This window comes from Wolbachia endosymbiont of Rhagoletis cerasi, from assembly GCF_018454475.1.
In the GTDB taxonomy this organism is placed as follows: Bacteria; Pseudomonadota; Alphaproteobacteria; order Rickettsiales; family Anaplasmataceae; genus Wolbachia; species Wolbachia pipientis.
The window spans coordinates 36,829-61,117 of record NZ_JADCNC010000003.1; the positions used below are offsets into that span (position 1 = coordinate 36,829).

The 24,289-nt window shown below is 35.8% G+C and carries 24 protein-coding genes and 1 pseudogene; 20 read left to right on the plus strand and 5 right to left on the minus strand.

The genetic code is table 11. The features are described from left to right. The 15 genes from INQ25_RS01005 (at position 1) to INQ25_RS01075 (ending at position 12,041) form a co-directional block, all read left to right on the plus strand. Positions 1 to 1,137: an ankyrin repeat domain-containing protein gene (locus INQ25_RS01005; protein WP_213862832.1), complete on the plus strand. Its 1,137-nt coding sequence runs from the start codon at positions 1 to 3 to the stop codon at positions 1,135 to 1,137. A 60-nt stretch (positions 1,138 to 1,197) separates the two neighbouring features. Continuing rightward, entirely contained in the window at positions 1,198 to 1,383 is a 186-nt protein-coding gene (locus INQ25_RS01010; protein ID WP_213862833.1) for a hypothetical protein, read from the plus strand. Continuing rightward, complete coding sequence (locus INQ25_RS01015; protein ID WP_213862834.1) at positions 1,380 to 2,897, plus strand: hypothetical protein; 1,518 nt, start codon at positions 1,380 to 1,382, stop codon at positions 2,895 to 2,897. Before INQ25_RS01010 ends, INQ25_RS01015 begins: the two co-directional genes overlap by 4 nt. 6 nt (positions 2,898 to 2,903) lie before the next feature. After that, positions 2,904 to 3,467 carry a hypothetical protein gene (locus INQ25_RS01020; protein WP_213862835.1) on the plus strand — a complete coding sequence of 188 codons (564 nt, stop codon included), beginning with the start codon at positions 2,904 to 2,906 and terminating at the stop codon, positions 3,465 to 3,467. Between the two features lie 55 nt (positions 3,468 to 3,522). Further along, positions 3,523 to 4,692 carry a phage tail sheath subtilisin-like domain-containing protein gene (locus INQ25_RS01025; protein WP_213862836.1) on the plus strand — a complete coding sequence of 390 codons (1,170 nt, stop codon included), beginning with the start codon at positions 3,523 to 3,525 and terminating at the stop codon, positions 4,690 to 4,692. A gap of 17 nt (positions 4,693 to 4,709) precedes the next feature. Continuing rightward, complete coding sequence (locus INQ25_RS01030; protein WP_213862837.1) at positions 4,710 to 5,216, plus strand: phage major tail tube protein; 507 nt, start codon at positions 4,710 to 4,712, stop codon at positions 5,214 to 5,216. Positions 5,217 to 5,256: 40 nt separating this feature from the next. Next, the gene (locus tag INQ25_RS01035; RefSeq protein WP_213862838.1) at positions 5,257 to 5,514 is read left to right on the plus strand and encodes a phage tail assembly protein; all 258 of its coding nucleotides are present in this window, start codon (positions 5,257 to 5,259) and stop codon (positions 5,512 to 5,514) included. A 166-nt stretch (positions 5,515 to 5,680) separates the two neighbouring features. Continuing rightward, positions 5,681 to 8,170, plus strand: coding sequence for a phage tail tape measure protein (locus tag INQ25_RS01040; protein ID WP_458695333.1), 2,490 nt, complete (start codon positions 5,681 to 5,683; stop codon positions 8,168 to 8,170). Further along, the gene (locus INQ25_RS01045; RefSeq protein WP_213862840.1) at positions 8,170 to 8,514 is read left to right on the plus strand and encodes a phage tail protein; all 345 of its coding nucleotides are present in this window, start codon (positions 8,170 to 8,172) and stop codon (positions 8,512 to 8,514) included. Before INQ25_RS01040 ends, INQ25_RS01045 begins: the two co-directional genes overlap by 1 nt. Beyond that, positions 8,511 to 8,720, plus strand: coding sequence for a tail protein X (locus INQ25_RS01050; RefSeq protein ID WP_213862841.1), 210 nt, complete (start codon positions 8,511 to 8,513; stop codon positions 8,718 to 8,720). Before INQ25_RS01045 ends, INQ25_RS01050 begins: the two co-directional genes overlap by 4 nt. Before the next feature lies 1 nt (position 8,721). Further along, positions 8,722 to 9,669 (plus strand): phage late control D family protein, encoded by a 948-nt coding sequence (locus INQ25_RS01055; protein WP_213862842.1) that lies wholly within the window; start codon positions 8,722 to 8,724, stop codon positions 9,667 to 9,669. 35 nt (positions 9,670 to 9,704) lie between these two features. After that, the gene (locus INQ25_RS01060) at positions 9,705 to 10,196 is read left to right on the plus strand and encodes an ankyrin repeat domain-containing protein (RefSeq protein WP_213862843.1); all 492 of its coding nucleotides are present in this window, start codon (positions 9,705 to 9,707) and stop codon (positions 10,194 to 10,196) included. A 64-nt stretch (positions 10,197 to 10,260) separates the two neighbouring features. After that, positions 10,261 to 10,482: a hypothetical protein gene (locus INQ25_RS01065; protein ID WP_213862844.1), complete on the plus strand. Its 222-nt coding sequence runs from the start codon at positions 10,261 to 10,263 to the stop codon at positions 10,480 to 10,482. A 15-nt stretch (positions 10,483 to 10,497) separates the two neighbouring features. Then, complete coding sequence (locus INQ25_RS01070; protein ID WP_213862845.1) at positions 10,498 to 11,421, plus strand: patatin-like phospholipase family protein; 924 nt, start codon at positions 10,498 to 10,500, stop codon at positions 11,419 to 11,421. Further along, the gene (locus INQ25_RS01075; RefSeq protein ID WP_213862846.1) at positions 11,421 to 12,041 is read left to right on the plus strand and encodes a hypothetical protein; all 621 of its coding nucleotides are present in this window, start codon (positions 11,421 to 11,423) and stop codon (positions 12,039 to 12,041) included. The genes INQ25_RS01070 and INQ25_RS01075 overlap by 1 nt, the downstream gene beginning before the upstream one ends. 53 nt (positions 12,042 to 12,094) lie before the next feature. Here INQ25_RS01075 and wmk (INQ25_RS01080) read toward each other — a convergent pair whose 3' ends face one another. The 5 genes from wmk (INQ25_RS01080) to INQ25_RS01100 all read right to left on the minus strand — a co-directional run bounded on the left by wmk (INQ25_RS01080) (position 12,095) and on the right by INQ25_RS01100 (position 16,832). After that, a complete protein-coding gene (gene wmk / locus INQ25_RS01080) occupies positions 12,095 to 13,072 on the minus strand; it encodes a WO male-killing family protein Wmk (RefSeq protein ID WP_213862847.1) in 978 nt (325 codons plus the stop codon). Between the two features lie 154 nt (positions 13,073 to 13,226). After that, the gene (locus tag INQ25_RS01085; protein WP_213862856.1) at positions 13,227 to 14,429 is read right to left on the minus strand and encodes a hypothetical protein; all 1,203 of its coding nucleotides are present in this window, start codon (positions 14,427 to 14,429) and stop codon (positions 13,227 to 13,229) included. 368 nt (positions 14,430 to 14,797) lie between these two features. Then, positions 14,798 to 15,475 (minus strand): JAB domain-containing protein, encoded by a 678-nt coding sequence (locus INQ25_RS01090; RefSeq protein ID WP_213862848.1) that lies wholly within the window; start codon positions 15,473 to 15,475, stop codon positions 14,798 to 14,800. Between the two features lie 216 nt (positions 15,476 to 15,691). Continuing rightward, on the minus strand, positions 15,692 to 16,627 hold the full coding sequence (gene wmk, locus INQ25_RS01095; protein ID WP_213862849.1) for a WO male-killing family protein Wmk: 936 nt from the start codon (positions 16,625 to 16,627) through the stop codon (positions 15,692 to 15,694). Then, positions 16,608 to 16,832 carry a hypothetical protein gene (locus INQ25_RS01100; protein WP_213862850.1) on the minus strand — a complete coding sequence of 75 codons (225 nt, stop codon included), beginning with the start codon at positions 16,830 to 16,832 and terminating at the stop codon, positions 16,608 to 16,610. The genes wmk (INQ25_RS01095) and INQ25_RS01100 overlap by 20 nt, the downstream gene beginning before the upstream one ends. A gap of 400 nt (positions 16,833 to 17,232) precedes the next feature. Between INQ25_RS01100 and INQ25_RS01105 the strand changes: the two genes are divergently transcribed. From INQ25_RS01105 to INQ25_RS01120, 5 genes and pseudogenes are all read left to right on the plus strand, one after another. Continuing rightward, complete coding sequence (locus INQ25_RS01105; RefSeq protein ID WP_213862851.1) at positions 17,233 to 18,129, plus strand: Rpn family recombination-promoting nuclease/putative transposase; 897 nt, start codon at positions 17,233 to 17,235, stop codon at positions 18,127 to 18,129. 22 nt (positions 18,130 to 18,151) lie between these two features. Continuing rightward, on the plus strand, positions 18,152 to 18,685 hold the full coding sequence (locus INQ25_RS01110; protein ID WP_182319956.1) for a pyrimidine dimer DNA glycosylase/endonuclease V: 534 nt from the start codon (positions 18,152 to 18,154) through the stop codon (positions 18,683 to 18,685). 9 nt (positions 18,686 to 18,694) lie between these two features. Then, positions 18,695 to 18,865 (plus strand): annotated as a pseudogene (locus INQ25_RS06915) (pyrimidine dimer DNA glycosylase/endonuclease V); the annotation flags it as partial. A 108-nt stretch (positions 18,866 to 18,973) separates the two neighbouring features. Then, complete coding sequence (locus INQ25_RS01115) at positions 18,974 to 20,446, plus strand: cytoplasmic incompatibility factor CifA (protein WP_213862852.1); 1,473 nt, start codon at positions 18,974 to 18,976, stop codon at positions 20,444 to 20,446. A gap of 53 nt (positions 20,447 to 20,499) precedes the next feature. Continuing rightward, complete coding sequence (locus INQ25_RS01120; RefSeq protein WP_246484044.1) at positions 20,500 to 23,949, plus strand: cytoplasmic incompatibility factor CifB; 3,450 nt, start codon at positions 20,500 to 20,502, stop codon at positions 23,947 to 23,949. The last annotated feature ends 340 nt before the right edge of the window (positions 23,950 to 24,289 follow it).

A 24,289-nucleotide genomic window follows, 5' to 3' on the forward strand; every position in this document is an offset into this window, starting at 1 on the left:
ATGAAAAAAGATCTTCAAAAAGCTATCAGTATTATCGCAAGTAAAAACCTGAGAGAATACGAGAAAGTCGACCAAATAAGAACTATTCTAGAGAAAAACCTTGATATTGCTTGCGTTAGAATTAGTAACCAAACATTCGAATCAATGGGACAATTTAGTATAGTTGGGCCAACCCGTGATAAGATAACTTTGCTTCATTTTGCTGCTATGCTGAACTGTGTAGAAATTGCTAAGTTGTTAATTGAGGAAGGTGCTAATGTTAATGCTGTAAGCGGTGATGTATTTAAGGATACGCCACTTCATCAGGCTGCATTTAAGGGTAACAAAGAAGTTGCTGAGTTACTATTAGAATGTAATGCTAAGATAAACAGTAAAGATTACTATGGCGATACACCACTTCATCATGCTTCCAGCCTTGGAAAAGAAGAAGTTGTAAAACTATTGTTAGAAAGGGGTGCTGATGTTAATGCTGTAACTAGCGATTATACTGGTCATAGGAAAACGCCACTACATGAAGCTATTACTGGTAGCCGTATTGATAGGTACCTAAGGATTGTCAAGATGCTTTTGGATTATGGTGCTAACACTGAAATTGAAGATCGGGATAATGGTACGCCACTTTATATAGCTGCTGGATCTGGACAAGTAGAAGCTATAAAGCTCCTGTTAGAAGCAAAGGCTAATGTTAACGCTAGAAATAAAAGAGGAGAAACACCACTTCATGTAGTTGTTAACGATGGACTGGAAAGTGCTTCAGAAGAAGGATGTGAAGCTGCAGAACTTCTTTTGAAACATGGTGCTGATGTAAATGCTAAAGATAGAAATGGCAATACACCACTTCATAGGGCTGCTTTGCAACGTGGTGAAAGAATTGTCAAATTGCTTTTAGAGTACAGTGCTAACATTAATGAGACAAATAATTATGGAGCAACAGCACTTGAAAGGATTGCTTGTTGTAAAGAATTGTGGGAGTCTATTAATGGAAAAGTTGACCCTGAACCAACAGTCAACACTCTTATTGAACAGACACTTAAAAACGATCCTTCTGTAGAGAAACCTGAGTTTATAAAAGAAAGGGCAAAATATTCAGAATATTGGGATAAATGCCAATTGTGGGCCCAACCATGTGAAATGTAAGAAAAACAGAGATTCAAATCTAAAAACGGCCTAAAGGTCAAAAATTAAAAGCCAGGAGAAATGCCAGATCATCAAACCAAAAGAGGATATCCTTTGCCACATCCAGAGAATATTGCCGCTCAAGATGTAGTACGTATTCGCAGAGCCATAGAAAAAATAGATGAAGATATGAGTGAAAGAGATAACAATCTTAAAAAAGCATTTGAACGACTGAATTTTGAAACTTTTTTGAATTTTTGGGGATGAAAGAAGCAATCGATGCATTGCATCAAAGAATTAAAGATTTAGCAGCAAACAGCACACCAGAGCAGCTTACATATCTTGCTAAGTCATTGGAATTGATAATAGATAAAAAAGCTATTTCCAACGTTAACGTTGTGCAAATGACTGAGATAAAAGGGATAATTGATGCACTACAAAAGAGACTTAAGGATTTAGCAGTAAATAGTACACCAGATCAACTAGCATATCTTGCTAAAGCATTGGAATCAATAGTAGATAAGAGTGCAGTGTCTGAAATTGTACAGATGACAGATGGGAAGTTAAAAGAGCTCCTAAACGCTGCAAGATCGCACTTGAATGAGATAAACAGCAATAAGGAAAATTCAATATCGGCGATAACTGGAGCAAAGACAGAGTCTGTAAATGAAATCAATACGCTAAAAACTAAAACCTTGGATGCTTTAAAAGCGTCATCAGATTCATATGTATCGCTACTTGACACGAGAAAGGATGCTAATATTGCAGCAATAAACAGTATTAGCAACAGTCATAAAGATGGTCTTAAAGGTTTAGTAGAAGATTTTCGTGCTATTAATAATGTACCACCTGGCTCATCAATTATAGGAGAAATAGAAACTCGAGATGAGCAATTAAAAGCATCCCTTACAAACGAGATAAAAATTAGGGAAAATCAGCTAAGAATACTCACAACCAAATTTAACTCCATCAATGATGTGCCTAGCAGTTCATCAATTATGAGAGAAGTGAAAAAGAGGAATATGGTTGAACCAGGGTCATTACCTTTCTTGTTTGGTGTGCTCAGTAGAAAAAATAATTACTATGGTCACGGAATTTTCACAACTGAATTAGGTCAATGGAGCAGTGATATAACAAAAACCGACTACATGTTACAACTACTTGCTGGTAGCCATACATACGATACAAGTTACGTTAGTTTTTATCGGCCAAGACAACTCAGTTTTATAGAGGGAAATAAAGGAACATTTATTTACGGAGAGTCATATACAAGCAGTGACTCCACGAGTCGTAATCAGATATATTACTACCCATATGCTGCACTTGGAGTAATATTTGTAAAAAACACCACAAGTAGTGATATAACAAGAACATTAAACTTTGTTGGTACATCTTTTTGGAGTTCAGGGTATGAAGGAGCAGGAGCATTTGTGGGAACACCTGATAATACCAATAAATCGAGGATTTCAAAAATAACATGGAAAAATGTTTACCAATACACGAGTTCGAGTAGCGGATTTGCTGCATCTGGTAATGTAGAAATTCCAGCAGGAAAAACAGTTGCAGTGTTACTGTATACATCATCTTATCTAGATAGCAGAGGAAAAGTTAGTGAAGGTATGCTTTCAGGTGACGTATATATCTATGGTCAGTTTATCCAGTGGGGGATTTATAACATACGTAACAACTTTTTAACTGCAGGGCTTGAAGTAGATGTAGAGAGGACACTAAGAGCGTGGCAATGTCCAGGATTAGATGCCACCCACAAAATCTGGAATTAAAACGCAATGCCAATTTATATTCATTTTGAAAATAACAAACAAGTAGAAACAACAACGCTTAAAAGCAAGCCAACTGGCTGGTACGAAGCACCAAGAAATTTCGATTGGCAAAAAAGTTATTGTCTGACTCAAGGAGGGAAAATTGTTGAAAGGAATAAAGAAGATATTGAGCTGGAATTATTGGAAAATGCGAAGCTTTCTGCACTTTCTAGTCTCCGTACTTATTATAATAACTATACTCACAAATACGCAGGAGCTTCTCATCAAAAGTCTAAATCGTATGCGATACAAACGCAAGCTGCAGAGAACATTCTAGCAGCACAAAGGTCCGAGTTTGATGAAGAAGACTTAAAAATCGTAGAGCCATTAGCAAAAGTTCGAGGAATTTCAATAGTCCAAATGGCTGAATTAATTCAAGAGAAGGCAAAAAGAGCGAAAAAAGCAATAATCAAATGCGAAGAACTTGAAGATTTAGCCAAGAAGAAAATTGAGGAAGTCAGGGATAAAGAAGAGCTGCAGAGTTTACTCAACGATTTTAAGCAAAAAATGCAAAAAGTTCTAGAAAGTTAAAAAAAGAAACCTTTTCTCTATCCACTTTCCAAAATTCAACATTACAAGGAGAAAAATGACAGAACAGTTTTTACATGGAGTAAATGTTATTGAGATTACCTCTGGGGCAAGAGCAGTACGCACAGCTAAATCATCAGTGATAGGAGTAATTGGTACTGCACCTGATGCTGATAGGCAAAAGTTTCCACTTAATGGTCCAGTATTAATAGCAGGAAGCTTAAAAGAAGCGGCAAAACTGGGAAAAAAAGGAACTTTGCCTTTTGCAGTAAATGGAATATTTTTCCAGATTGGTGCAACAGTAGTAGTGATTCGAGTTGAGGAAGGTGAAGATAGTGATGAGAAATTAAAAGAAGAAGAGACGCTCAGCAATGTAATTGGAGGAGTTGATGAAGAAACTGGGGAGTATCAAGGTATTCAAGCATTCCTCAGCAGTGAAAGTATAGTCCATGTTGCGCCAAGAATACTAATTGCACCTCAGTTTACTCATCAATTACCTGAAAATGCTGGAAACCCAGTGGTCAGCGCTTTAATTCCTATAGCGGAAAAGCTAAGAGCAATAATAGTAGCAGATGGTCCAAATACCAATGATGAAGAAGCAATAAAATGGAGAAAAAGTGTAGGCAGTAGCAGAGTTTACGTAGTTGATCCATGGGTTAAAGTGTTTGAAGGGGAAGAAAAACCATCAAGCCCATTTGTAGCCGGTTTAATAGCCAAAGTAGATAGTGAACAAGGCTTTTGGCAATCACCTTCAAATAAAGAGATAAATGGTATTGTTGGGACAAGTAGGGCTATTGATTTTACCTTAGGTGATACAAGTTGTAGAGCAAATTACTTAAATGAAAATGAAGTCACGACAATCATTCATCAAAATGGCTACAGACTATGGGGAAATAGAACATGTTCAAACGATGAAAGGTGGGCTTTTCTGTCGGTCAGGCGTACTGCAGATCTAATCAATGATAGTCTACTGCGAGCTCATCTATGGGCAGTTGATCGAAATATTACCAAAAATTACAAAGATAATGTTGTAGAAAGTGTTAATGCTTACCTTGCACGTCTGAAAGCACAGGGAGCAATTATCAGCGGAAAGTGTACTGAAGACTCAGAATTAAATACATCTGAAAATGCTGCAAGTGGAAAGGTATATTTTAATGTTGAATTCGATACATCCTATCCAGCCGAGCACATCGCTTTTAAATCACTCTTAGTCAGTAGCACAAGTTAGTTAAGGGAGTAAAAAAGATGTTACCAAAGATTTTAAAGAATTTTAACGTATTCGTTGATGGTCGTGGTTATGCAGGAAAAATAGATGAAGTAACCTTGCCAAAACTTACCATAAAAACCGAAGAATATAGAGCTGGTGGTATGGATATTCCAATAAATATTGATATGGGGATGGAGAAACTTGAAGCTGATTTTACTTTTGCCGAATATGATTCAGAGCTTTTTAGGCTATTCGGCTTGATAGATGGGAGTTCGGTTTCTCTGACTCTAAGGGGCGGATTACAAGGCAGTGGAAGTAATGATATTGAAGGAGTAATTATCAACCTTAGGGGAATATTCAGAGAATTTGATTTTGGCAGTTGGAAACCGGCAGAAAAAGCAACGCTGAAGTGTACCGTAGCTGCGCATTATTACAAACTTACTATCGGTGCTAGAGAACTTATCGAAATCGATGCTGAGAATATGATTCGCAAGATTAATGGTGTTGATCAAATGGCTTTGTTACAAGCAGTTTTAGGCATTTAGGTTTAAAAAGATTTTAGAATTTTATTTTTTAGGAGAAAGTATGAAAACAGTAAAATTTAATAACCCAATAACAGTAGAAGGAATTGAGGTTTCGGAATTAACTTTTAGACCAGTCAAAGTAAGAGACTGCTTAGCAATGGAACGTGCCGGCAGTAGTGATTTTGAAAAAGAAGTTGGATTAATAGCAAACCTAGCATCTGTAACAAAAGAAACAATTTGGGAGTTATATTTTGCAGACTACATGAAAATACAGGAAGCATTGAAGGATTTTTTTCCATCGGTTACACAAAGGACTTAAGGCTAAATGTGTTAATGCTCGGTTCTGTCGTAGGTGGCGGGATTGAGCATATTCTTGAAATGGAAATAGACGAATTTATTTTATGGACCAAAGCTGCGGGAGAGTTTAAATGTCAACATTATCAGTAAAAATAGGTGCCATACTAGATGGTAGCTTTAATAGCGCAATGACAGGAAGTAATGCTCAACTTTCCCGTCTTGGAGGTACAATAAGGCAACTTGATACATCGATGAAATCGGTATCTAAATTTAAGGAATTAAAGCATGGAGCTTTAACTTCCAAGGTTTCCTGGAACAAATTAGAAAAGCAACTAACGTCCTTGGCTCAAAAGGGAAAAACTTTAAAGGCTGCTTTTGATGAAGCTAATGCGTCAGTGGCAAAGGCAAAAGAAGCGTACTTACAGAAGAAAGACGAAACCTCAAAGGCTAAGCTTAATGAAGCTAAGAAATTAGCAGCAGAGGCAAAAAAAGCTTATTCACAACATAAGAAAGACAAAACTTTTGAGGCTGATTTTGATAAAGCTAAAAAAGAAGCAAAAGAAGGAAGATTAGCTTATTTACAAAAAAGAGGTGCTCTACATGCATTTAGCGAAGAAGTAAGGAAAAGCGGAAAAAATATTCAGTCCTTGATAAGGGATCAGCATAAACTTGGTGCTTCTGCAGAAAAGCTGAGAAGTCAATATACCAAGTTAAACTCCGCCATCAAAAAACGGGACATGTTTTTGGGGAGAAAAGCGTACTTTAGATCACAAATGTTGGAGACGGCTGGGCTTGCATTAACGCTTGCAGCTCCAATTAAAGTTGCAATTGACTTTGAAAGTGCTATGGCTGATGTTAAGAAGGTAGTGAAATTTGCTGAGGATGATGCAGCTCATAACCAAGGAGCCGCAGAATTTGGCCAGAAATTAAAGGAATTATCCCGTACAATACCACTATCGGCTGCAGAGTTAGCACAAATAGCTGCAAGTGGTGGCCAACTTGGTGTTGACAAGGAAGAGCTACTAGGATTTACAACAACAGTAGCTAAAATGTCTACAGCATTCGATATGTCTGCAGAAGAAGCAGGTGATTCCATAGCTAAACTTGCTAATGTTTATGGAATTGAAGTAGCAGGCATGGAAAGGGTAGGTAATATTATAAATCACCTTTCAGATAATAGTGCTGCTAAAGCAGGAGATATGGTTAAAGCATTAGCTATAGTTGGTGGTAGTGCAAAACAGTTTGGTCTTGATATTAAGGAAACAAGTAGTTTAGTAAATGCCTTTATTAGTTTAGGCAAACAGCCGGCAAAAGCTGCTACTGCAATAAATGCTTTACTTAGCAAACTTCAGACCGCTGAGGGACAGAGTAAAGAGTTCAAGGCAGCATTGGAAGACATGGGAATAACTGCAGAAGAAATGACACAAATGATTAGCAAGAATGGCCAAGACGCACTACTTTATTTTTTTGAAACTCTGGAAAAGGTAGGTAAACAGGAACGTTCACAAATTCTTCTCAATCTCTTTGGTCAAGAATATCAAGATGATATTGCACTACTAGTTGGAAGCCTAAAGAACTATAAAGATGCCATAAAGAATTTAGCTGATGAGGAAGAATTTAAACAGTCTATGCAGAAAGAGTTTGACAATCGTGCAGCAACTACAGCAAATAATTTACGACTACTTAGAAATGCGATAGCAGAGGTGGGAATGAACTTAGGCTCAGTAATGCTACCTCCTTTAAAGTGGGTAAGTAGTATTTTAAGAGAAATAACTAATCCCATAGCTTGGTTTGCAGAAAAGTGTCCATTTATTACTACAGGAATAATGAGTGTCATAACAGCACTAATAGGCCTAAAAGTTCTAGTAGTCAGTGGTGGTTATGCATGGAATTTAATTAGAGGTGGAATGCTCGCTTTCTCAGTTGTTTTGCATGGGATACTGAAGCCTGCACTAATATCACTAGCAACATATGCTATTCCAGCGGTAATTACTGGACTGAGTGTTTTAAAAGCTGCAACTCTGAGCTTAGCAACAAAAGCCTTTCCTCTACTCTCATCAGTTATACCGGTAATAGTAACAGGACTCAGGGCAATAACGCTAGCTGTAATCAGCAACCCTATAGGACTTTTAATTGCTGGACTAGTCACTGGGGCAACACTTATTATAACTAATTGGCAAAAGGTAAAGAGCTTTTTTTCTAGTATTTGGGAATATATAAAATCAATAATAAAACCCATCGGAGAGATGTTCTCATGGATGGGAAATACTGTTGGTAGTATATTTGGAAAATTTGCTGAAAATAGTCCACTTAAAGAGTTTGAAAAAAGAGAAAGTGTTGTTACTAAAATAAAAGCAGTCCATACTCCCATAAATAGCAGCATTCTCAGCAATGGAAATCCTTTGCTAAGTAACAGTATAATGAAAGAAATCTCTGAGAGAAGAAAGAATCTTATTGGGGAGAAAAAGTCCACAGAAAACGATAATCTGGCAGGTTTTACAAAGAGTAAATTTGAGAATAAGGAACAAAATAAAACTCAACACATCACTAATAATTATCATATCAATATTAAAGCGGAACCAAATCAAGATGTTCGTAGCCTTGCTGATGAAGTAATAAAAAGGATAAGGGAAAAATCAAGAGATGTTATGTTTGATACCGTAGACCTCATTTACTAATGTTATCCTTTGGCCCATATAAAATTTACCCAACGAGTTTAAAGTACAGCAAAGAAAAGCGCTGGAGTGTGGTTGAGTGTATTGGCAAGCAGTTACTACAGAATATTGGTCAAGGGGCAGAAAATATAGATTTAGAAGGAACAATTTATTTTCATAATCTGAGTGAATTAAAGAACATGAAAGAAGCAGAAGCAAATCAAATACCTCGTACTTTAGTTGATAGCATGGGAAATGTTTTAGGAAAATTTGTAATTACTCGTTTTGAAGAAAAGCGAACGTCATCTTTCCCTTGTGGATTGCCGAAAAAAGTTGAGTTTAATTTAAGTTTAAGGCGTTATTCATGACTATATATTACTCGACAAAAGAGAATGATGTTTTAGACCATATTTGCTGGAAGCACTACGGGTTTATTTCAGGAGCAGTGGAAATAGTGTTAGAAGAAAACCCTGGACTTGCAGAATATGGTAGTTTTTTACCTGCAGGATTAAAAATTAAGTTGCCTGTAATTGAGAAACCCTTGCAGAAATCAACTTTAAAGATTTGGGGGTAAAATGCAACCAGAGTTTGTCATTGAAGGGTATGAATTAACAAAAGACCGCTTAGTGTCAATGCATATTACTGATGAATCAGGAACTATAGAAGATATAGCTGAAATATGTGTAGATTATAGAGATGAAAACATAAAAGTTCCAAAAGAGTTAAAGATAGCTTTAGGATATAGGGAAACAGGAGTGCTACCCATAGGTGTATATACAGTCAATGAAATTACATTACAGAGTCCACCACAAATCTTAACAATTAAAGCACATGCAACAAATTTAATGATATCACTAAAAGAAAAAGTATCTAGAGCATGGGACCAGGTTACACTGGGTGATTTAGTCAAAGAAATAGCAAATAAACATGGATATGGGTACAAAGTTGCTGAAGAATTTAAAGATATATTGATACCACATATTGATCAGACTGAAGAAAGTGATATAAATTTGTTAACTAGAATAGCTATAGAGCGCGAAGCTATGGCAAAGTTAGCAGGAGGATATATATTATTTATTCCCAAAGGTGCAGCAAAATCAGCAACAGGAAAGATTTTAGGAACAACAACTATCAGATCTCAAGATACAATCAATTGGAAAGTGCATTTTACTGTACGTGATAAGTACAACTCAGTGATAGCAAAATGGCATAGCTATGAAAATGGAGAGCAGATATCAGAAACAGTAGGCAGCGGTGAACCAAGTTATACCATACAGACAATTTATCCAAATGCAGAATCAGCAATTAGTGCAGCAAAAGCCAGATTTAAGCAACTGCAGCGTAATAATGAGACTTTAGAAATGACAATACCAGGTAATCCAGAGCTATTTGCAGAAGCAAAACTTAATCTTGTAGGATTCAATCAAGACATAGATGGTGAATGGGTGGTTGATAAAGCAGAACATACTTTAAATAGTTCAGGTTATCTTACTACATTATCAGCGTCTTTGAGTAAGTATTAAGAGAAAATAAGTAAATTGCTGATTTAATGCTGAACATGAGCAAGATATCAAGAAACAAGTTTTTGTGGTGTATAGTAGCAATAGTATTTATTGTTATTACGTATTACTATCAAAAATCTAAGGCTGCTGAAGATCATCAGAAAATGTTGGAAGTGTCAGCTAAGAACTGTGACTTAGACACTCTGAAATTATTAATAAAAAAGAGTAGAGGTGATTCAAGAGTTAGTGAAAGAGCATTATATGATGCCGCAGAGAAAGGATGCTTAGAAGTTGTCAAATTTCTGCTCGATGAAGGAGTAGATATAAATACTAGTTTAGCGCTACTTAGTGCTGCTGACAGTGGCCAATTAGAGGTTGTAAAACTTTTACTGGAAAGAGGAGCTGACCCTTATGTTAGAGGCTGGAAAGGAACAACTCCAAAAACTATAGCAATGAAGAGGTCATCTTATAGTGGGAGTAAAAAGCCTTACAGAGAAATCATAGATCTTCTTGACAAGGCAGAAAAAAGTTATAGAGCAGAAAAGTAACGACTAATTCATTTCTACAATTTGAAACAAAAGCTTTCAATAGCTTTCATAATAAATTAACATTATGCAAAACCAAAAAATACCAATCACTGTAATAGTAACGATGATAATACAGACGGTAGCAACAATTTGGTGGCTCGCCAAGCTAGATTTACGGGTTCACATGCATGATAAATTTGTAGAACAAAACCAAGGACTAATAGAAATAGTTTATCGACTTGAAGAGAGAGTGAAAAACCTCACTGAAGAAGTCAACGAACTTGAAGCTATTCACAAACACAAATAACGACTGAATTTCACAATGACTAGATATATCTTGTCCGTTGACGGCGGAGGCATAAGAGGAATAATACCAGCCATAATACTAGCAGAAATAGAAAAAAGATCAAGAAAAAAGGTAGCAGAAATCTTTGATCTGATGGCTGGTACTTCAACTGGTGGCATTGTTGTTGCTGGATTGTGTAAGAAAGATGAACGGGGAAATCCTCAATACTCTGCAAATGATTTAGTTGAGCTTTACCAGGAGTATGGGCCATACATCTTCAAATCATCTTTATGGAGAAAATCAATAGCTTCTTGGCTAAATGGTGCACAATATTCGTATAAAAACATAGAATGCGTGCTCGATAAATACTTCGGCGAAAGTACTATTGCTGATGTTTCAAGTAATCTACTGCTTACCAGTTATGATATACACAACAACTGTCCATTTTTCCTTAAAAGTTGGAGAGAAAACAGGAATTTCATCAAGTTAAAAGATGCACTCAGAGCTACAACAGCAGCACCAACTTATTTCTCCCCTAAATACTTAAAAATCAATCAAGAAGAAAGAATGTTGATAGATGGAGGGGTGTTTGCCAATAACCCGGCAGCATGTGCATATGCAAGTGGCAAGAGATTATTTCCAAATGACAACATTATCCTGTTATCAATAGGTACTGGAAGAACAACCAAAAGTATAACTAATTCAAAGAGATTGGGAAAAATAGGGTGGATAAAGCCACTATTACACGTAATATTTGCCTCTGGACTGGACTGCGTAAATTATCAAATGAATCAAGTAATAGGTGATAGATACATAAGAATACAATCACAACTGACAATAGCGTCGGCTGAGATGGATAATACTACATCAAAAAATATTAAATGTCTTCAGCAAGAGGCAAATGCAATGATAGAGGACAACCAGGAAGTGATAGACAAATTCTTTGACGTTTCAAAATAATGCCAAGCAAGATAAAAAAATTATATAACAAAGCAAAAAAAAGCTTAAAGAGTATAGTCTCCCCGAAAAAACGTAAAACTATAACTCAGGGCCAAGAAGCTAAGCCAAAACCTTCCATAGAGCAACCTCTAAAGTTGATGGAGAAGACCTCTAAAGTAAAAAAAGATAAAAAAGGAATAAAAGAAAAAATAAAAAGCTTAAAAACAAAGAAAGCAAAACCCGTAGAAAAAGAGCTGAAAAAGGGCAACGTGTTCAAAAAAGGCTTCAAAAAGCTAAAAGGGAAGCTGAAGAGCCTAAACCCCATAAAAGCTAAGAAAAACAAGATAATCGGGAGCAAGAAGTTAGCATTTTTACTGACAGCTAGTACGATTGTGGCAATTTTACCAACATTCAGTTTAGCTCCTCTTCCAACATTAGCCATAACTTCTGCATGCGTTTTCAGTATAAACTTTATCGCAGTCAAGACACTAAAGAAATTTATTAAACAACGTAAATTAGCAGCAGAGTCTAAAGAAGAGTCAACTCTAGCTGAACCAAACAAGCCTGAAGAAGAAATTCAAGATGTATCGGTTGAACCAGTAAAAGAAAAAGCTGCAAGCAAAATTTCAGAGAAATCTTAATAGATTAACTATCTTCATCTATATCATAATATATTATATAAACATATAAATTATCATGGTTTTAATTCCGTTGGGAGCGTAAGTTGCGCAATTTCCTCAGCAGTTAAGCTAGTTATTTGAGAAATATTATCAATAGAAATACCTAGTATAAGTAGATTATTCGCAACCTTGATTGACTCTACTTTATCAATCTTTTCTTTGTAAATTTGCCTTCTTTGGGATAAAAATTCTATCCATACATCCAGTTCATCTCGTGATTCTTGATTGCTGATTTTTTTAGACTCTCTCGCCCAACTTAATAGCTCTTTTTCTCCTTCACTATCTGTATCTTCGTCTTCACAACAGTTTTCTTCTGTTGATTTAAGCACCAGATCTTCAGCATTCACTGATAACTTTCTTGCTATTTCCCATAACCTTTCACCGAACATGGTGCTCCCTTGTTCATAGTAATGTATCTGTGGACCTCCTACACCAAGCTCTTTTGCTAATTCCTCTTGCGTATACCCTTGTATTATTCTCCACTTTTTCATCTCTTGTCTTTTGCTTCGACGCTTAGAACCTTTTTCCTCTTTATTATCATATTCATCAGTTGATAAGCCTGTTGCTCGGTAGATTATATCAGTAGCAAATCCTGCCTTTAGCATATTCCTTGCCATTCTTATTCTTGCTGCTTTTACATCACTTTCCTCTTCAGCTCGAATAGATTGGGTTAATGCACAAATTGCCTTGCGTAATTCTCGACCCTTTGTTTTTGTGTATTTTTCTATGAAATTGTACATCCATTGTTTATTAAAACAACGATTTTCTTTGAGTACTTTTTGTCTAGGAAGTAGATCCCTCAAACTAACTGATAATGCATCTGCTATAACTTGTAATTCTTCATCTGGAATGCCACATATCCCTTGTTCATATCTTAGCAGCGTGTAATATTTTATGCCTGTTTTGTCTGCTAAATCTTTTATGGTATATTTTCTTTTTAACCTCCAGCTTCTTATCTTTTGCGCTATTTTGTATCTTATGGAGATATGCATGCCTCAGCGGTTTTACGGAAATAAACACGTATATCCTGTTATAAGGCTTTTTGCTACTTTATCAAAAGATTAAATTTAGCTTATGTTTATTGGAAGAGCTTGCAATTTTGTGGCTGCAGATAAGAAGGGAAGCAAAACCTCCCTCCCTTATTGTTTAACGTTGCTTAAAGGTTTCTTGACTACCTCCACGTATCCTATCTATCCACAAAGACGAAGACAATGCTTCACTAACTGCCTCTCTTTCTTCTGTGGCCTTTTTTTCACCCAAAAAGCCGCTTCTCGTGAAACTTCCTCTTTTTACCGCTTCCTCGACTGTCATTCCACCAAAGAGGCAATTTTTCGCTACTTCCTCGCCTTTTGCTTGTAGTTCAAACAACATTTCCCTATCTAATGCTCTTACTTGTACTTGATCGTAATTTTTTGCATCATGGTACACTATGATTCTTAGCCTACCAATACTTGTAGGAAATGTTATTTCAAAGCTACCTAATACATCAGTATAGTTTCTTTTACCTCCTTCCTCGCTTCTAATTTCTATTTCACCACTTCCTATTTTTATTATGTTGCTTCCTAGTCCACTGTTTAGATCTGTACCTTCTAGTGCTTTTGCAACCTCTACTGTGCTACCCTCAGAAAATTTTATAAGAGATGTTTTGTTATCTATTTCCACATCTATTACGCTTCCCCCTCGAACAGCATTTTTACCAGCTTTTTTCCGTTCTTCAAGTTGTTTATCTATCTGTGGCTGAACCTCTGGTTGCAGTTCGTTATAAGTTTCACCTATCAGTTTATTCTGCAATAGCCTGTCATGAAACTCTGCGCCCCTTCTCATTAATTCATGTATTATCTTTTTCAGATCACCTTTTTTGAACTTGTGAAAATGTGTGCCTAATATCACATACTCAGCAAAGCTCCAGCTTCCCCCATGACACCCATTCATCTTCATTCCAATATCTATTGCTTTGTTTACAACTTCGAGCATTTTACGTGGGGTGTTCGCTGTTACAATTGCACTTTTAAACCAACTCAACCATTCACTTTCCCTTGCACTTAGCTTTCTTTTTTGCAACTCTGAGTCAAATGGACTTAAACCTTCTGGATAATCTTCTTGATTACTTGCTGGTTTTGTGCCATAAATACGATCAAGTCCTTCTTCAAAGTTTATTTGGTTTTCGCGACCATCTCTACTAGGGGAAGGCATTGTACCTCCAGGTTTTATGTCCTTCTGATTATTAATTTTGCTCACAAAGTTAGACTGTTGTATATCAACGCCTTCAAGAGCACTAAATATTTTGCCCAATAACTTGCGATTAATATTGAACTTACGATTCTTTTTATTTGGGTCTTTTCGAACCATTGTAATTTTTTTACTAGCCATATAAGCCTCCTATATTAAGCATATTATCTAAGTCTATAGCGCAATTTATTGCTTTACTATTAACTTAATATACAGATTATAAAAAGATCTTGTATAGCTTGCAACTATTTATAACAAAAGAACAGATCTGTTCAGGCTTTTATTGCTTTATTATAACTTAACATACAAGTTATACAAAGATCTTGTATGCTTCGCAACTCTTGTGATGTCTTTTTCCAAATCTCAGCTATAGAAATATGCTTTCCTTAAATCACTTTGCCACTTGATTTTTATATTCATATTTCGTATTGTTTGCCACTAGCAGTGGTAGCCAAACTTCCCAAACCTGAAAAATTTGGCATCCATCTTTATAACAGCTCTCTTTCCTTAAAGCTGCAATATCCTTTGTCTGTCACAATAATGTGATCCTCTAGCTCAATTCCCACACCTTGACACGCTGACACTAATTCTCTAGTCATAACTTTATCATCTTCTGACGGCTCTAAACTCCCTCCTGGATGGTTGTGAGCTAATATTATCGATGCTGCCTCCATTGATAATGCCTTTTTTACCACTTTCCTTTCAGATAGGTGCACCTCATCTATTGTACCAAAATACACTTCGTCTCTTATCAAACGGTACTGTGTATCCAAATATATTATCTGGACAGCTTCTTTTGCTGAAAAGCCTATACTTACCCTTACATATTCTATGAGCTTTTCTTGGCTATCCATTACCGGTCCTCTTTTTAACCCTTCTCTTAGTGCCCTCTTGTAAGCTTCTTTAACACATTCAATTGCTGCGGCTGCATGTTCGGTCATTCCGTCTATCATTTTCAGGTCATCGATTTCTCGGCCTAAAATTTCTCCTATTCCTGGGCAATTGTCCATTAGATTTTTAGTAACATCTTGAGCTTGGGCCCTGTCATGAACTGCCCCTAGAAGTACTGCCACTATTTCACGATCAAATAGAGCACTTCCTCCTCCGCTTTGTAGTACTCTCTCAATTTCTTCTATAAGTTTTTCACTATTATTCTTGTTATTCATAAAATATACCCTTCGTTAATAATAAATTATTTTTAAATGTTTACTGCTATTTTTTTTAGCAGTATTGGCATAAAGCCATCCATTTTGGCGGGAGTCAAGTCAATTTTTTCGATTTTTTTTGTTTATTTTTTTTATGAAGATACAAAAGATATTAATAGATGTTTATTCCCTTAAGCGATAGATCCGTGTTTTTAAAAAAATAAGTATCGTTTAAGGCTACTCTGCAGGTAAGCCAGTTATTGAAGAAATAGCATCAACAGAAACACCTAGTATAAGTAGATTATTTGCTACTTTGATCCCCTCTACTTTATCAATCTTTTCTTTGTAAATTTGCCTTCTTTGGGATAAAAATTCTACCCATATATCCAGTTCATCTCTTGATTCTTGATTGTTAATTTTTTTAGACTCTCTCACCCAATTTAATAGTTCTTTTTCTCCCTCACCATCTTCGTCTTCACAGCAGTTTTCTTTCGTTACCAGATCTTCAGCATTCACTGATAATTTTCTTGCTATTTCCCATAACCTTTCACCGAACATGGTGCTCCCTTGTTCATAGTAATGTATCTGCGTACCTCCTACACCGAGCTCTTTTGCTAATTCCTCTTGCGTATATCCTTGTATTATTCTCCACTTTTTCATCTCTTGTCTTTTGCTTCGACGCTTAGAACCTTTTTCCTCTTTATTATCATATTCATCCGTTGATAAGCCTGTTGCTCGGTAGATTATATCAGTAGCAAATCCTTCCTCCAGCATATTCTCCGCCATTCTTATTCTTGCTGATTTTATAGCACTTTCCTCCTCAGCTCGAATAGATTGGGTTAATGCACAAATTGCCTTGCGTAATTCTCGACCTCTTGTTTTTGTGTATTTTTCTACGAAATTGTACATCCATTGTTTATCAAAACAACGATTTTCTTTGAGTACTTTTTGTCTAGGAAGTAGATCACTCAAACTAACTGATAATGCATTTGCTATAACTTGTAATTCTTCATCTGGAATGCCACATATCCCTTGTTCATATCTTAGCAGCGTGTAATATTTTATGCCTGTTTTGTCTGCTAAATCTTTTATGGTATATTTTCTTTTTAACCTCCAGCTTCTTACTTTTTGCGCTATTTTGTATCTTACAGGATTAATATGCTTTGCTATCATTACAGTTGCTAACGATCACTTCTTTCACGGAAACAACCATGTATACCTCATCATAAGTGCTTACACAAATTTTGTATCTGAATAAAAACATTAATTTCTTTGTACTCGCTGCAGCTTTGATGGTTTTCTGTTCTTGGTTTCCTTTCTCGCAAGCCTGTCTGCTTCCTCGTTTGCCAGTGTACATTACTACTTTTTTTGTATTCATACTTACTCAGATATAACTTCAATTGTAAAATTTTCCACTAAAAATTATTGAATACTATTTTTGAGTTATTTATAATAAGGGTGTGGGAGGTTAATCTCACGGTGTTAGGTAATTGAGTTTTTACGCTCGTATTTTTATTAGGCCCCTCACACCAAAAAGCGTATCTTTGATGTCTCCTACAGCTCCAAATTTATGACATCCATTTGCTGACCTTTTTAGGTGCTTTACAGAAGAGTTGATAAAAGATGTACAAAAGACGTCTAAAGTAGAGAATGCTATTCTAAGATGATCTCTGACAGCCGTTTTTTTTATCAATGCATTCAAAACTTAAAAAAATAAAAAACTTGAACATTTCTTCAGAATTGTGTATAATTATTAATGCTTTTTAGGTACTCTTGCTATGGCTCTTTCTAAGTTCCTTGACGTACGAAATGATGTCGCGTTCAAAAAAATATTTGGTACTGAAAAAAATAAGGATATACTTATTCACTTCCTCAATGACATCATTGGCTTCACTGGTAAAAACCAAATAAAGGATATAGAGTTTCTAAGTACTATTCAAGACCCTGATATTGCCGCTAAAAAGCAAAGTATTGTTGACGTTCTCTGTAGAGATGAAAATGGGGTGCAAGTGATCGTCGAGATGCAAGTTGCTAAAACTAAAGGCTTTGAAAAACGTGCCCAATACTATGCTGCTAAAGCTTACTCAAGGCAAGCTGATAAAGGTGACCAGTATCATAACCTTAAGGAAATTATCTTCATTGCTATAGCAGATTGTGTACTGTTTCCTAATAAATCTGAGTACAAATCAAAGCATACTATTCGAGATGAAGACACTAATGAGCATGATCTAAAAGATTTCTATTTTATATTTATTGAGTTGCCAAAATTTCCAAAGAATAAGGAAGATCAGTTGGAAAATATAGTTGAAAAATGGGTTTATTTTTTTCGATATGCAGACGAAACTAGTGAAGAAGAGCTGGAAAAAATAATAGGTAGTGATGTAATAATTAAAAAGGCCTATGAAGAGCTAAATAGATTTAACTGGTCAGAAAAAGAATTTATTGCCTATGAACAGGAAATAAAACGTATTCTTGATGAACAGGCTGTCCTCGCTCAAAAACTTGATGATGCTACTGCAAAAGGTAGAGAAGAAGGCATACAAATCGGACATGAAAAAGGCAGAAAAGAAAGGGAAATTGAAGTCGCAAAAAACCTACTTAAAGCAGGAGTTTCTATTGATATTATAACTCAAACTACTGGTCTTACAGTTGACGAAGTCAAAGACTTAACCTGATTTTATCTCTTTTCACACCTAGATGAACATCTTTGTACTAGATGAAAACCCAGCAATTGCGGCGCAAATGTTATGTGATAAGCATATAGTAAAAATGCCATTAGAAACTGCTCAGTTATTAAGTAATGTTTTTTCAATCGCATTAAAAGCGCCAAATCCTTTTGTCAGTACCACAGATCAGAATATAGCAGTTCCATATAAACTCACTCACAGCAATCATCCTTGTTCTTTATGGGCTAGGCAATCGAAAGGGAACTTTTGTTGGTTGATAGAGTACGGAAAAGAATTGTGTAAAGAGTATACACAGCGATACAAAAGAAAGCATAAATCAGAGGAAGTAATAGATTGGTGTGATAGTAATAAGGATTTGCTAATTTTTCAATCAGCAGATATACAAACTTTTATACAAGCACTGCCTGATCGCTATAAATGTAGTAGTCCCATAAAAGCCTATAGAGAATATTACCTAAAAGAAAAGATGAGGTTTGCTAAGTGGGAAAAAGGTAGAGAAGCACCAGGTTGGATAATCTGCTACACAATACCACAGCTAATATAGCTCATAAATAAAGAAGCCATCCAAATCGGACATGAAAAAAGCAGGGAAGAGGGCGAAAAACAGGCTAAAATAGCTGTGGCTAAAAATTCACTCAAGGCGGGTGTTTCTATTGATGTTATTGCTGAAATAACAGGGTTTTCTGTTGATTATATTGAGAAAATTCAAGAAAAGAAGTTTTAGCCATAACGTTTTTTTATTAAACCCTCTATTCTAGTAATTTTAATATTGCAATCCATTCTAATGTCTGTACAATGCCTTTTTTATATAAATACTTAATAGGAGGGGTTAATGCCAACACAGAAAGAGCTTCGGGCTACGATGTCCAAAAAATTACAGGAAGCTATTAAACATCCAGATCCAGCAGTTGCTGCCGGGAGGAAGTCAGCTATCAAGAGATGGGTGGGAGTCCTTCAAGATAACTTTATGGAGCACATAAAATACTTTAAGGGTGATAAGTTGAAGTTTTTGCACAATGTATTCCAAGATGAAGGTTGCTGGTCAGGTGTAAGGTTGGATAATGCTGCTTTAGGTCAAAGGTTTACTGAAGAAAAAATAGGTGGAATAGATAATCCACTTCGCAAATATGAGATGGCTTGTAGTTACTGTGTGGTAGATAAAATTCATCCACTTTTTCAAAAAGCATTTGAATCCTACAAAAATGGATTTTCTTCTGATGAACTTGATAGTAGAGGTAATCCTATAACTGATGAGTACATACGAAACTCGCTTTTGGGTGGCATTCGAAGGAAAGGTCCTGTATTTGATTTCTGGATCGATAGAGAATCTGGGGAATTAAAGAAGTATGATGCAGTAGAAGGTTTTGACAGTGCTGTAAAACTTAAGTGGAGTGAAGGAGTAGAGTATTTTTATAATCATTTAAAAGAAGAAGATAAGGAAAAGAAACTTACAGAAGCTGTTATTGCTCTGTCTCGCGTTCAATCTGTTGAGAAAGACGCTCCTATTTTAGATTTTTGTGTAAGGAATATAGCTGACAAAGATACTCTTTTACAGAAATTATTGCAGAAGGATAGAGGGGTATATTTTCTTTTTAGTAGATTAATACGTTCATGTTTTTTTGATACGGTTCATGATTTGGTACAGTATTGGTGCTATAAAGGAATTTCAGCACGTGGAGATCATTCAGAGAAAATATTCTCACAGCAAAACTATGAGATTCTTCTTTCTTCACTTTCAGATACAATGTTGAACAATCCTGAATCAAATGTTCAAGCTAGATCTCTCATTATGGAGATTTGGCAGTGTGGTAGTTTTAGTGAATATAAAAAGGCTGCTATTATTGATACTTCAAATGATAGAATTCCTATAAAGGGTGTACTTGCAGAATTGATAGTTAACTGGAAACGAGAAGACATTTATAAGTCTGATGAGGAAAAAGAAATAGAGAAAAAAGAAATACTAGATATGATGTTATTTGCTAAAAATAGCTTTCCTGAAAGATTTGAGTTCTTTAAGGGAAGGATAATAAAAAGTCTTAGATTATGTGGTAGAGAAGGTAAAAGAGTAAATGTAGATTACGGTCTGTTTGCGGAAGAATTATTCTCTGAGTTAGAGAAAATAATTTTACCACCTGTAGGTGATGGTCCTTGGAATAATTTACGGTCACGATCTAAAGCTCATGGTAGTAAGGAAACAACTTTGCCAGTTGATGATGGTCCACAGTCTGAGCTTGGAACTCCTAGTGTAAGTGGTGTTTCTTCTTATAAGAAAAAAAGCGTCTTTACGCTTAGTGGTAATAAGTAATCCACTTATGAACTCTTGGTGTTTCTGGTCGTAGTAAATAAGGGGTATTTTGTATGAGTAATGGTGATGGATTTATTAGGAGTTTGGTGGATGGAGATCTTGAAGGATTCAGACAAGGATTTGAATCTTTTTTAGATCAATGTCCATCTTTTTTGTATCATGTGAGTGCAGGTCGTTTCCTTCCTGTATTCTTTTTTAGTATGTTTGCTACTGCACATGATGCTGGTATCTTAACTGCAAATGAGAGAGTCTATTTTCGTTTTGATAATCATGGTATTGATACAGGTGGTAGGAATAGAAATACAGGAAACTTAAAGGTTGCTGTTTCAACTCGTAGTCGTGACGGACAGCGAGTTGTCAAGTATTACAGCATTTCTGATCGCCCTAACAGTGATGGGTTAAGGTTTAGTACAAGGGAGAGAAATGCTCTAGTGCAAGAGATTAGACGGCAAAATCCGAATTTACGGGAAGAAGACCTAAATTTTGAGCAGTACAAAGTATGCATGCATGGAAAGGGCAAGAGTCAGGGAGAGGCAATTGCAACAGTATTCGAGGCGATTCGTGAAAAGGATTTTAGAGGTAGAGATAAATTTGCCAAATATTCAGCATCTGAGGTTCATTTCTTGAGGCAACTCTTTAGAAATCACAGATTAACAATTAAGGAAATAGAAGGAAGACAACTTAATCAAAATCAGCTCAGACAACTTGATAGATCAGTCAATTTTGCACAGGTAGCACAAGGTCAACAAAGGATTGACAACTTTATGGAAATACTAACAAGTGATGACGAAGAAAATGTAAGAGATCCTCTCCGAGAAGATATTTTAGAATATATAACTGATACCTATAATAATTATAGAGCGCAGATAGAAAATAATATTGAAAATCGCAGTCAAAAATTTGAGAGTCACGGGTTTTTATTAGGTTTCTTAGCAAATTTTAGTCATCGCTACACAATAGGCATCGATCTTGATTTATCTCCTAGAAACTCACATGTTGCATTTCTTGTACGTCACCAAGCAGAAAGAGAAAATATTCCTATTGTTGTTAATCTTGCTACAAGGGCACCGTCCAATATCGCATTAAACCGCGCCAGAAGTCACGCTGAAAGATTGCATGTTTTTTCATTTATACCTATCCATACTGAATCAAGAAATACTGTCTGTGTTGGATTAAATTTTAATTTAAATCTAGATCCTTTTAGTGTTGATACAGTAGGGCTTCAACAGGATAGATTTCCTTTAGTACAAAGATTGTTTGAGTATATAGAAGATGAAGAGGTTGGAGAGAATATTAGAGATTTCTTGCTTCAACATCTTCCTGGTGAAATACCAAGAAATGCAGAGAATTATAACAGAATATTTGATTGTATAACTGGTTTTGCTTTTGGAAGTAGTGCTTTTGATAGAGAGTATTTAGAGCTGGAAGAAGGAGAAGATCGAGTACGTGTAAGAAAGTATATATTTAGATACGGTGATGGAGATTTAAGAAGACATACTTTAACTATGGTCTTTTATGCTCAGGGTTATAATATAGTTACACTTCATATTAGAGCTTACGATGCGCAACAGCAAGAAGCTATCGATTTACAAGCTCTTAATGTTAATAGAAATAATGTTCATGTATGGGAAGTTTCATGCACACTTAATGACCAATTTGAGCTAGATATTGATCGACCAAATGACCTTGGTTTATATCACGATTACCAAAATAATAATGCAAATAATTTTCTTGATGGTGATCTTATACAAGTGCCTAATGTTGAAAATGTACATGGTATTTCAGAAAGAGTTATGGATGATGGCTGGCAAGATGTAGGTCAGCATGGAGAGCTGTTTCAAGAGATCTCTGGAATATTGATGCCACTTAGGGACGCAATAAATGTTAATAGTGAGGATAAGTTTCGTTCTATACTACATGGTACATTTTATGCTAGTGATAATCCTTATAAAGTGCTTGCTATGTATAAAGTTGGTCAAACATATAGTTTGAAAAGGGGTCAGGAAGAAGAAGGAGAAAGGGCAATACTCACAAGAATTACAGAACAGAGATTAGACCTTTTATTATTAAGACAATCTACGGAGAATGCTCCAGATACTCATCCGATTGTATATGTATTAGGATTTGCTAATAATGCAGAAGAAGTAGCACAAAAGGAGAATAATGCAAAAGATCGAATAAAAGAACTTATGAACAAGCAAAGAGGATATTTGCTTATTACTTCTGGAAATGAGGTGGTTTTATTTCCTCTTATATTTAATGCAGGTGCAGGGAGAGTAGAAGGTCTTATATCTATTCCAGAAGGAATAGGAAGAGAAGAGTATGTACATAGACTTGATCGTGGTGGTCGTGACTCAAGACCAGGAGTATTAGTGGGACCTGAAAGTGTTATTGATGAAAATCCACCAGAGGGTCTATTATCAGATCAGACTCGTGAAAATTTCAGGCGCTTTTACACGGAAAGAAAACCAGGACAGAACTCGATTTTTTTGCTTGATATAGATGATAATCTGCACGTTCCATTTAGTTACTTGCAAGGTACTAGAGCACAGGTAATAGAAACATTAAAGTCAAGAATAAGGAGAGGTGATAATTCCATTCCTACAGCACAAGAGATAAGAAGACAAATAAGAGATATTCTTAGAAATCAAGGGATAGAAGTAAATGATCTACTTACGCTAGAATTTGCGACGAGAAATGGACATTATGATTACTGGCTTCAACAAATTGATATAGCTCACGCTGGAAGATTGCGATATCAGCTTCGTACTGAAGGTAATCACACTTTTGAAGTAGCTAATTTGGCAAGGAATGACGGTAACGAGCACATTGTTAGAGTATTAAATCAATTTAGGGAAAATGAAAAACAACAGCGTTTAACTTTAATCATTACTTTAAATAATACTCATTGGGTTACACTAGTGATTGAACGTCAAAATGGGAACTATGTTGGGTACTATGCTGATTCAACTGCTACTGCTGTTCCAGGTGGTATTACTGATATCATTCAAAATAACTTAGGAAATAATATCAGGATTAATAATGTTTCTGTTAGTCAGCAAACAGATGGTTGGAATTGTGGTTTATGGGCATTAGAAAATGCTAGTGATATTAATCGAGTTCTAAACGAAAATCCTGGAGAACAAGTTCAGAATGTTGTAAATATTATGCGTGATTTTCTTGGAAGAGACCACCCAAACAGAGATAGAAATTACTTTCAGAACATAAGAGTGGGCATTTCGCAATTATTCAGGAATGATCCGGGATTTCAAGATGTGCAATTGCAAGCATACATTCAAAATAGAGAACAAATTGATCCATTACTACGTACTTATCTAGAATTAGGATATCACAGAGTGGGAGGAGGGTGTGGACCAGTAGAAGCACCTATATCGCTTGGTGTTAGTGATTCCAGTAATTTTGGTGACCTGCCACAGTCGAGCTTAGAAAGTCCTGAAGCTAGTCGTGTTTCTGACCTTAGCAAAGGTAAAGGCGGTAGGTAGAGGTAATCGGTAGATGAAAGGAGTGTAACAAAAACCTTATGCATCAAGTAAAGATTGTGAGCAAATTTAAAGAAGTTAAGGTGGGTAACCTGTTTTTTTCTACTTGCAGCAATGTTTCAAAAAGTATATGTGTCGAGTTGGGTAAAGTTGAAGGAGGTTCTTAAATGAGCAACTATTAATTTGGTAGTGTATAACATTAATAAATTTAAACGATGCAACCATTTCCAGCAACAAAAAACAGCAGTATCCGTTCAGGAGAGTGGTTTAAGAAACAATAGATAGAAGGTTTTGGAAAGGATTGAGACCCCTTTGTTTCCATGTTAAGTATAACGAAATTATC

What these genes read in the sequence shown, in the direction of transcription:
- INQ25_RS01005 (WP_213862832.1), top strand. Translation starts at nt 1, where the DNA reads ATGAAAAAAGATCTTCAAAAAGCTATCAGTATTATCGCAAGTAAAAAC.
- INQ25_RS01010 (WP_213862833.1), top strand. Translation starts at nt 1,198, where the DNA reads ATGCCAGATCATCAAACCAAAAGAGGATATCCTTTGCCACATCCAGAG.
- INQ25_RS01015 (WP_213862834.1), top strand. Translation starts at nt 1,380, where the DNA reads ATGAAAGAAGCAATCGATGCATTGCATCAAAGAATTAAAGATTTAGCA.
- INQ25_RS01020 (WP_213862835.1), top strand. Translation starts at nt 2,904, where the DNA reads ATGCCAATTTATATTCATTTTGAAAATAACAAACAAGTAGAAACAACA.
- INQ25_RS01025 (WP_213862836.1), top strand. Translation starts at nt 3,523, where the DNA reads ATGACAGAACAGTTTTTACATGGAGTAAATGTTATTGAGATTACCTCT.
- INQ25_RS01030 (WP_213862837.1), top strand. Translation starts at nt 4,710, where the DNA reads ATGTTACCAAAGATTTTAAAGAATTTTAACGTATTCGTTGATGGTCGT.
- INQ25_RS01035 (WP_213862838.1), top strand. Translation starts at nt 5,257, where the DNA reads ATGAAAACAGTAAAATTTAATAACCCAATAACAGTAGAAGGAATTGAG.
- INQ25_RS01040 (WP_458695333.1), top strand. Translation starts at nt 5,681, where the DNA reads ATGACAGGAAGTAATGCTCAACTTTCCCGTCTTGGAGGTACAATAAGG.
- INQ25_RS01045 (WP_213862840.1), top strand. Translation starts at nt 8,170, where the DNA reads ATGTTATCCTTTGGCCCATATAAAATTTACCCAACGAGTTTAAAGTAC.
- INQ25_RS01050 (WP_213862841.1), top strand. Translation starts at nt 8,511, where the DNA reads ATGACTATATATTACTCGACAAAAGAGAATGATGTTTTAGACCATATT.
- INQ25_RS01055 (WP_213862842.1), top strand. Translation starts at nt 8,722, where the DNA reads ATGCAACCAGAGTTTGTCATTGAAGGGTATGAATTAACAAAAGACCGC.
- INQ25_RS01060 (WP_213862843.1), top strand. Translation starts at nt 9,705, where the DNA reads ATGAGCAAGATATCAAGAAACAAGTTTTTGTGGTGTATAGTAGCAATA.
- INQ25_RS01065 (WP_213862844.1), top strand. Translation starts at nt 10,261, where the DNA reads ATGCAAAACCAAAAAATACCAATCACTGTAATAGTAACGATGATAATA.
- INQ25_RS01070 (WP_213862845.1), top strand. Translation starts at nt 10,498, where the DNA reads ATGACTAGATATATCTTGTCCGTTGACGGCGGAGGCATAAGAGGAATA.
- INQ25_RS01075 (WP_213862846.1), top strand. Translation starts at nt 11,421, where the DNA reads ATGCCAAGCAAGATAAAAAAATTATATAACAAAGCAAAAAAAAGCTTA.
- wmk (WP_213862847.1), bottom strand. Translation starts at nt 13,072, where the DNA reads ATGCATATCTCCATAAGATACAAAATAGCGCAAAAGATAAGAAGCTGG.
- INQ25_RS01085 (WP_213862856.1), bottom strand. Translation starts at nt 14,429, where the DNA reads ATGGTTCGAAAAGACCCAAATAAAAAGAATCGTAAGTTCAATATTAAT.
- INQ25_RS01090 (WP_213862848.1), bottom strand. Translation starts at nt 15,475, where the DNA reads ATGAATAACAAGAATAATAGTGAAAAACTTATAGAAGAAATTGAGAGA.
- wmk (WP_213862849.1), bottom strand. Translation starts at nt 16,627, where the DNA reads ATGATAGCAAAGCATATTAATCCTGTAAGATACAAAATAGCGCAAAAA.
- INQ25_RS01100 (WP_213862850.1), bottom strand. Translation starts at nt 16,832, where the DNA reads ATGAATACAAAAAAAGTAGTAATGTACACTGGCAAACGAGGAAGCAGA.
- INQ25_RS01105 (WP_213862851.1), top strand. Translation starts at nt 17,233, where the DNA reads ATGGCTCTTTCTAAGTTCCTTGACGTACGAAATGATGTCGCGTTCAAA.
- INQ25_RS01110 (WP_182319956.1), top strand. Translation starts at nt 18,152, where the DNA reads ATGAACATCTTTGTACTAGATGAAAACCCAGCAATTGCGGCGCAAATG.
- INQ25_RS01115 (WP_213862852.1), top strand. Translation starts at nt 18,974, where the DNA reads ATGCCAACACAGAAAGAGCTTCGGGCTACGATGTCCAAAAAATTACAG.
- INQ25_RS01120 (WP_246484044.1), top strand. Translation starts at nt 20,500, where the DNA reads ATGAGTAATGGTGATGGATTTATTAGGAGTTTGGTGGATGGAGATCTT.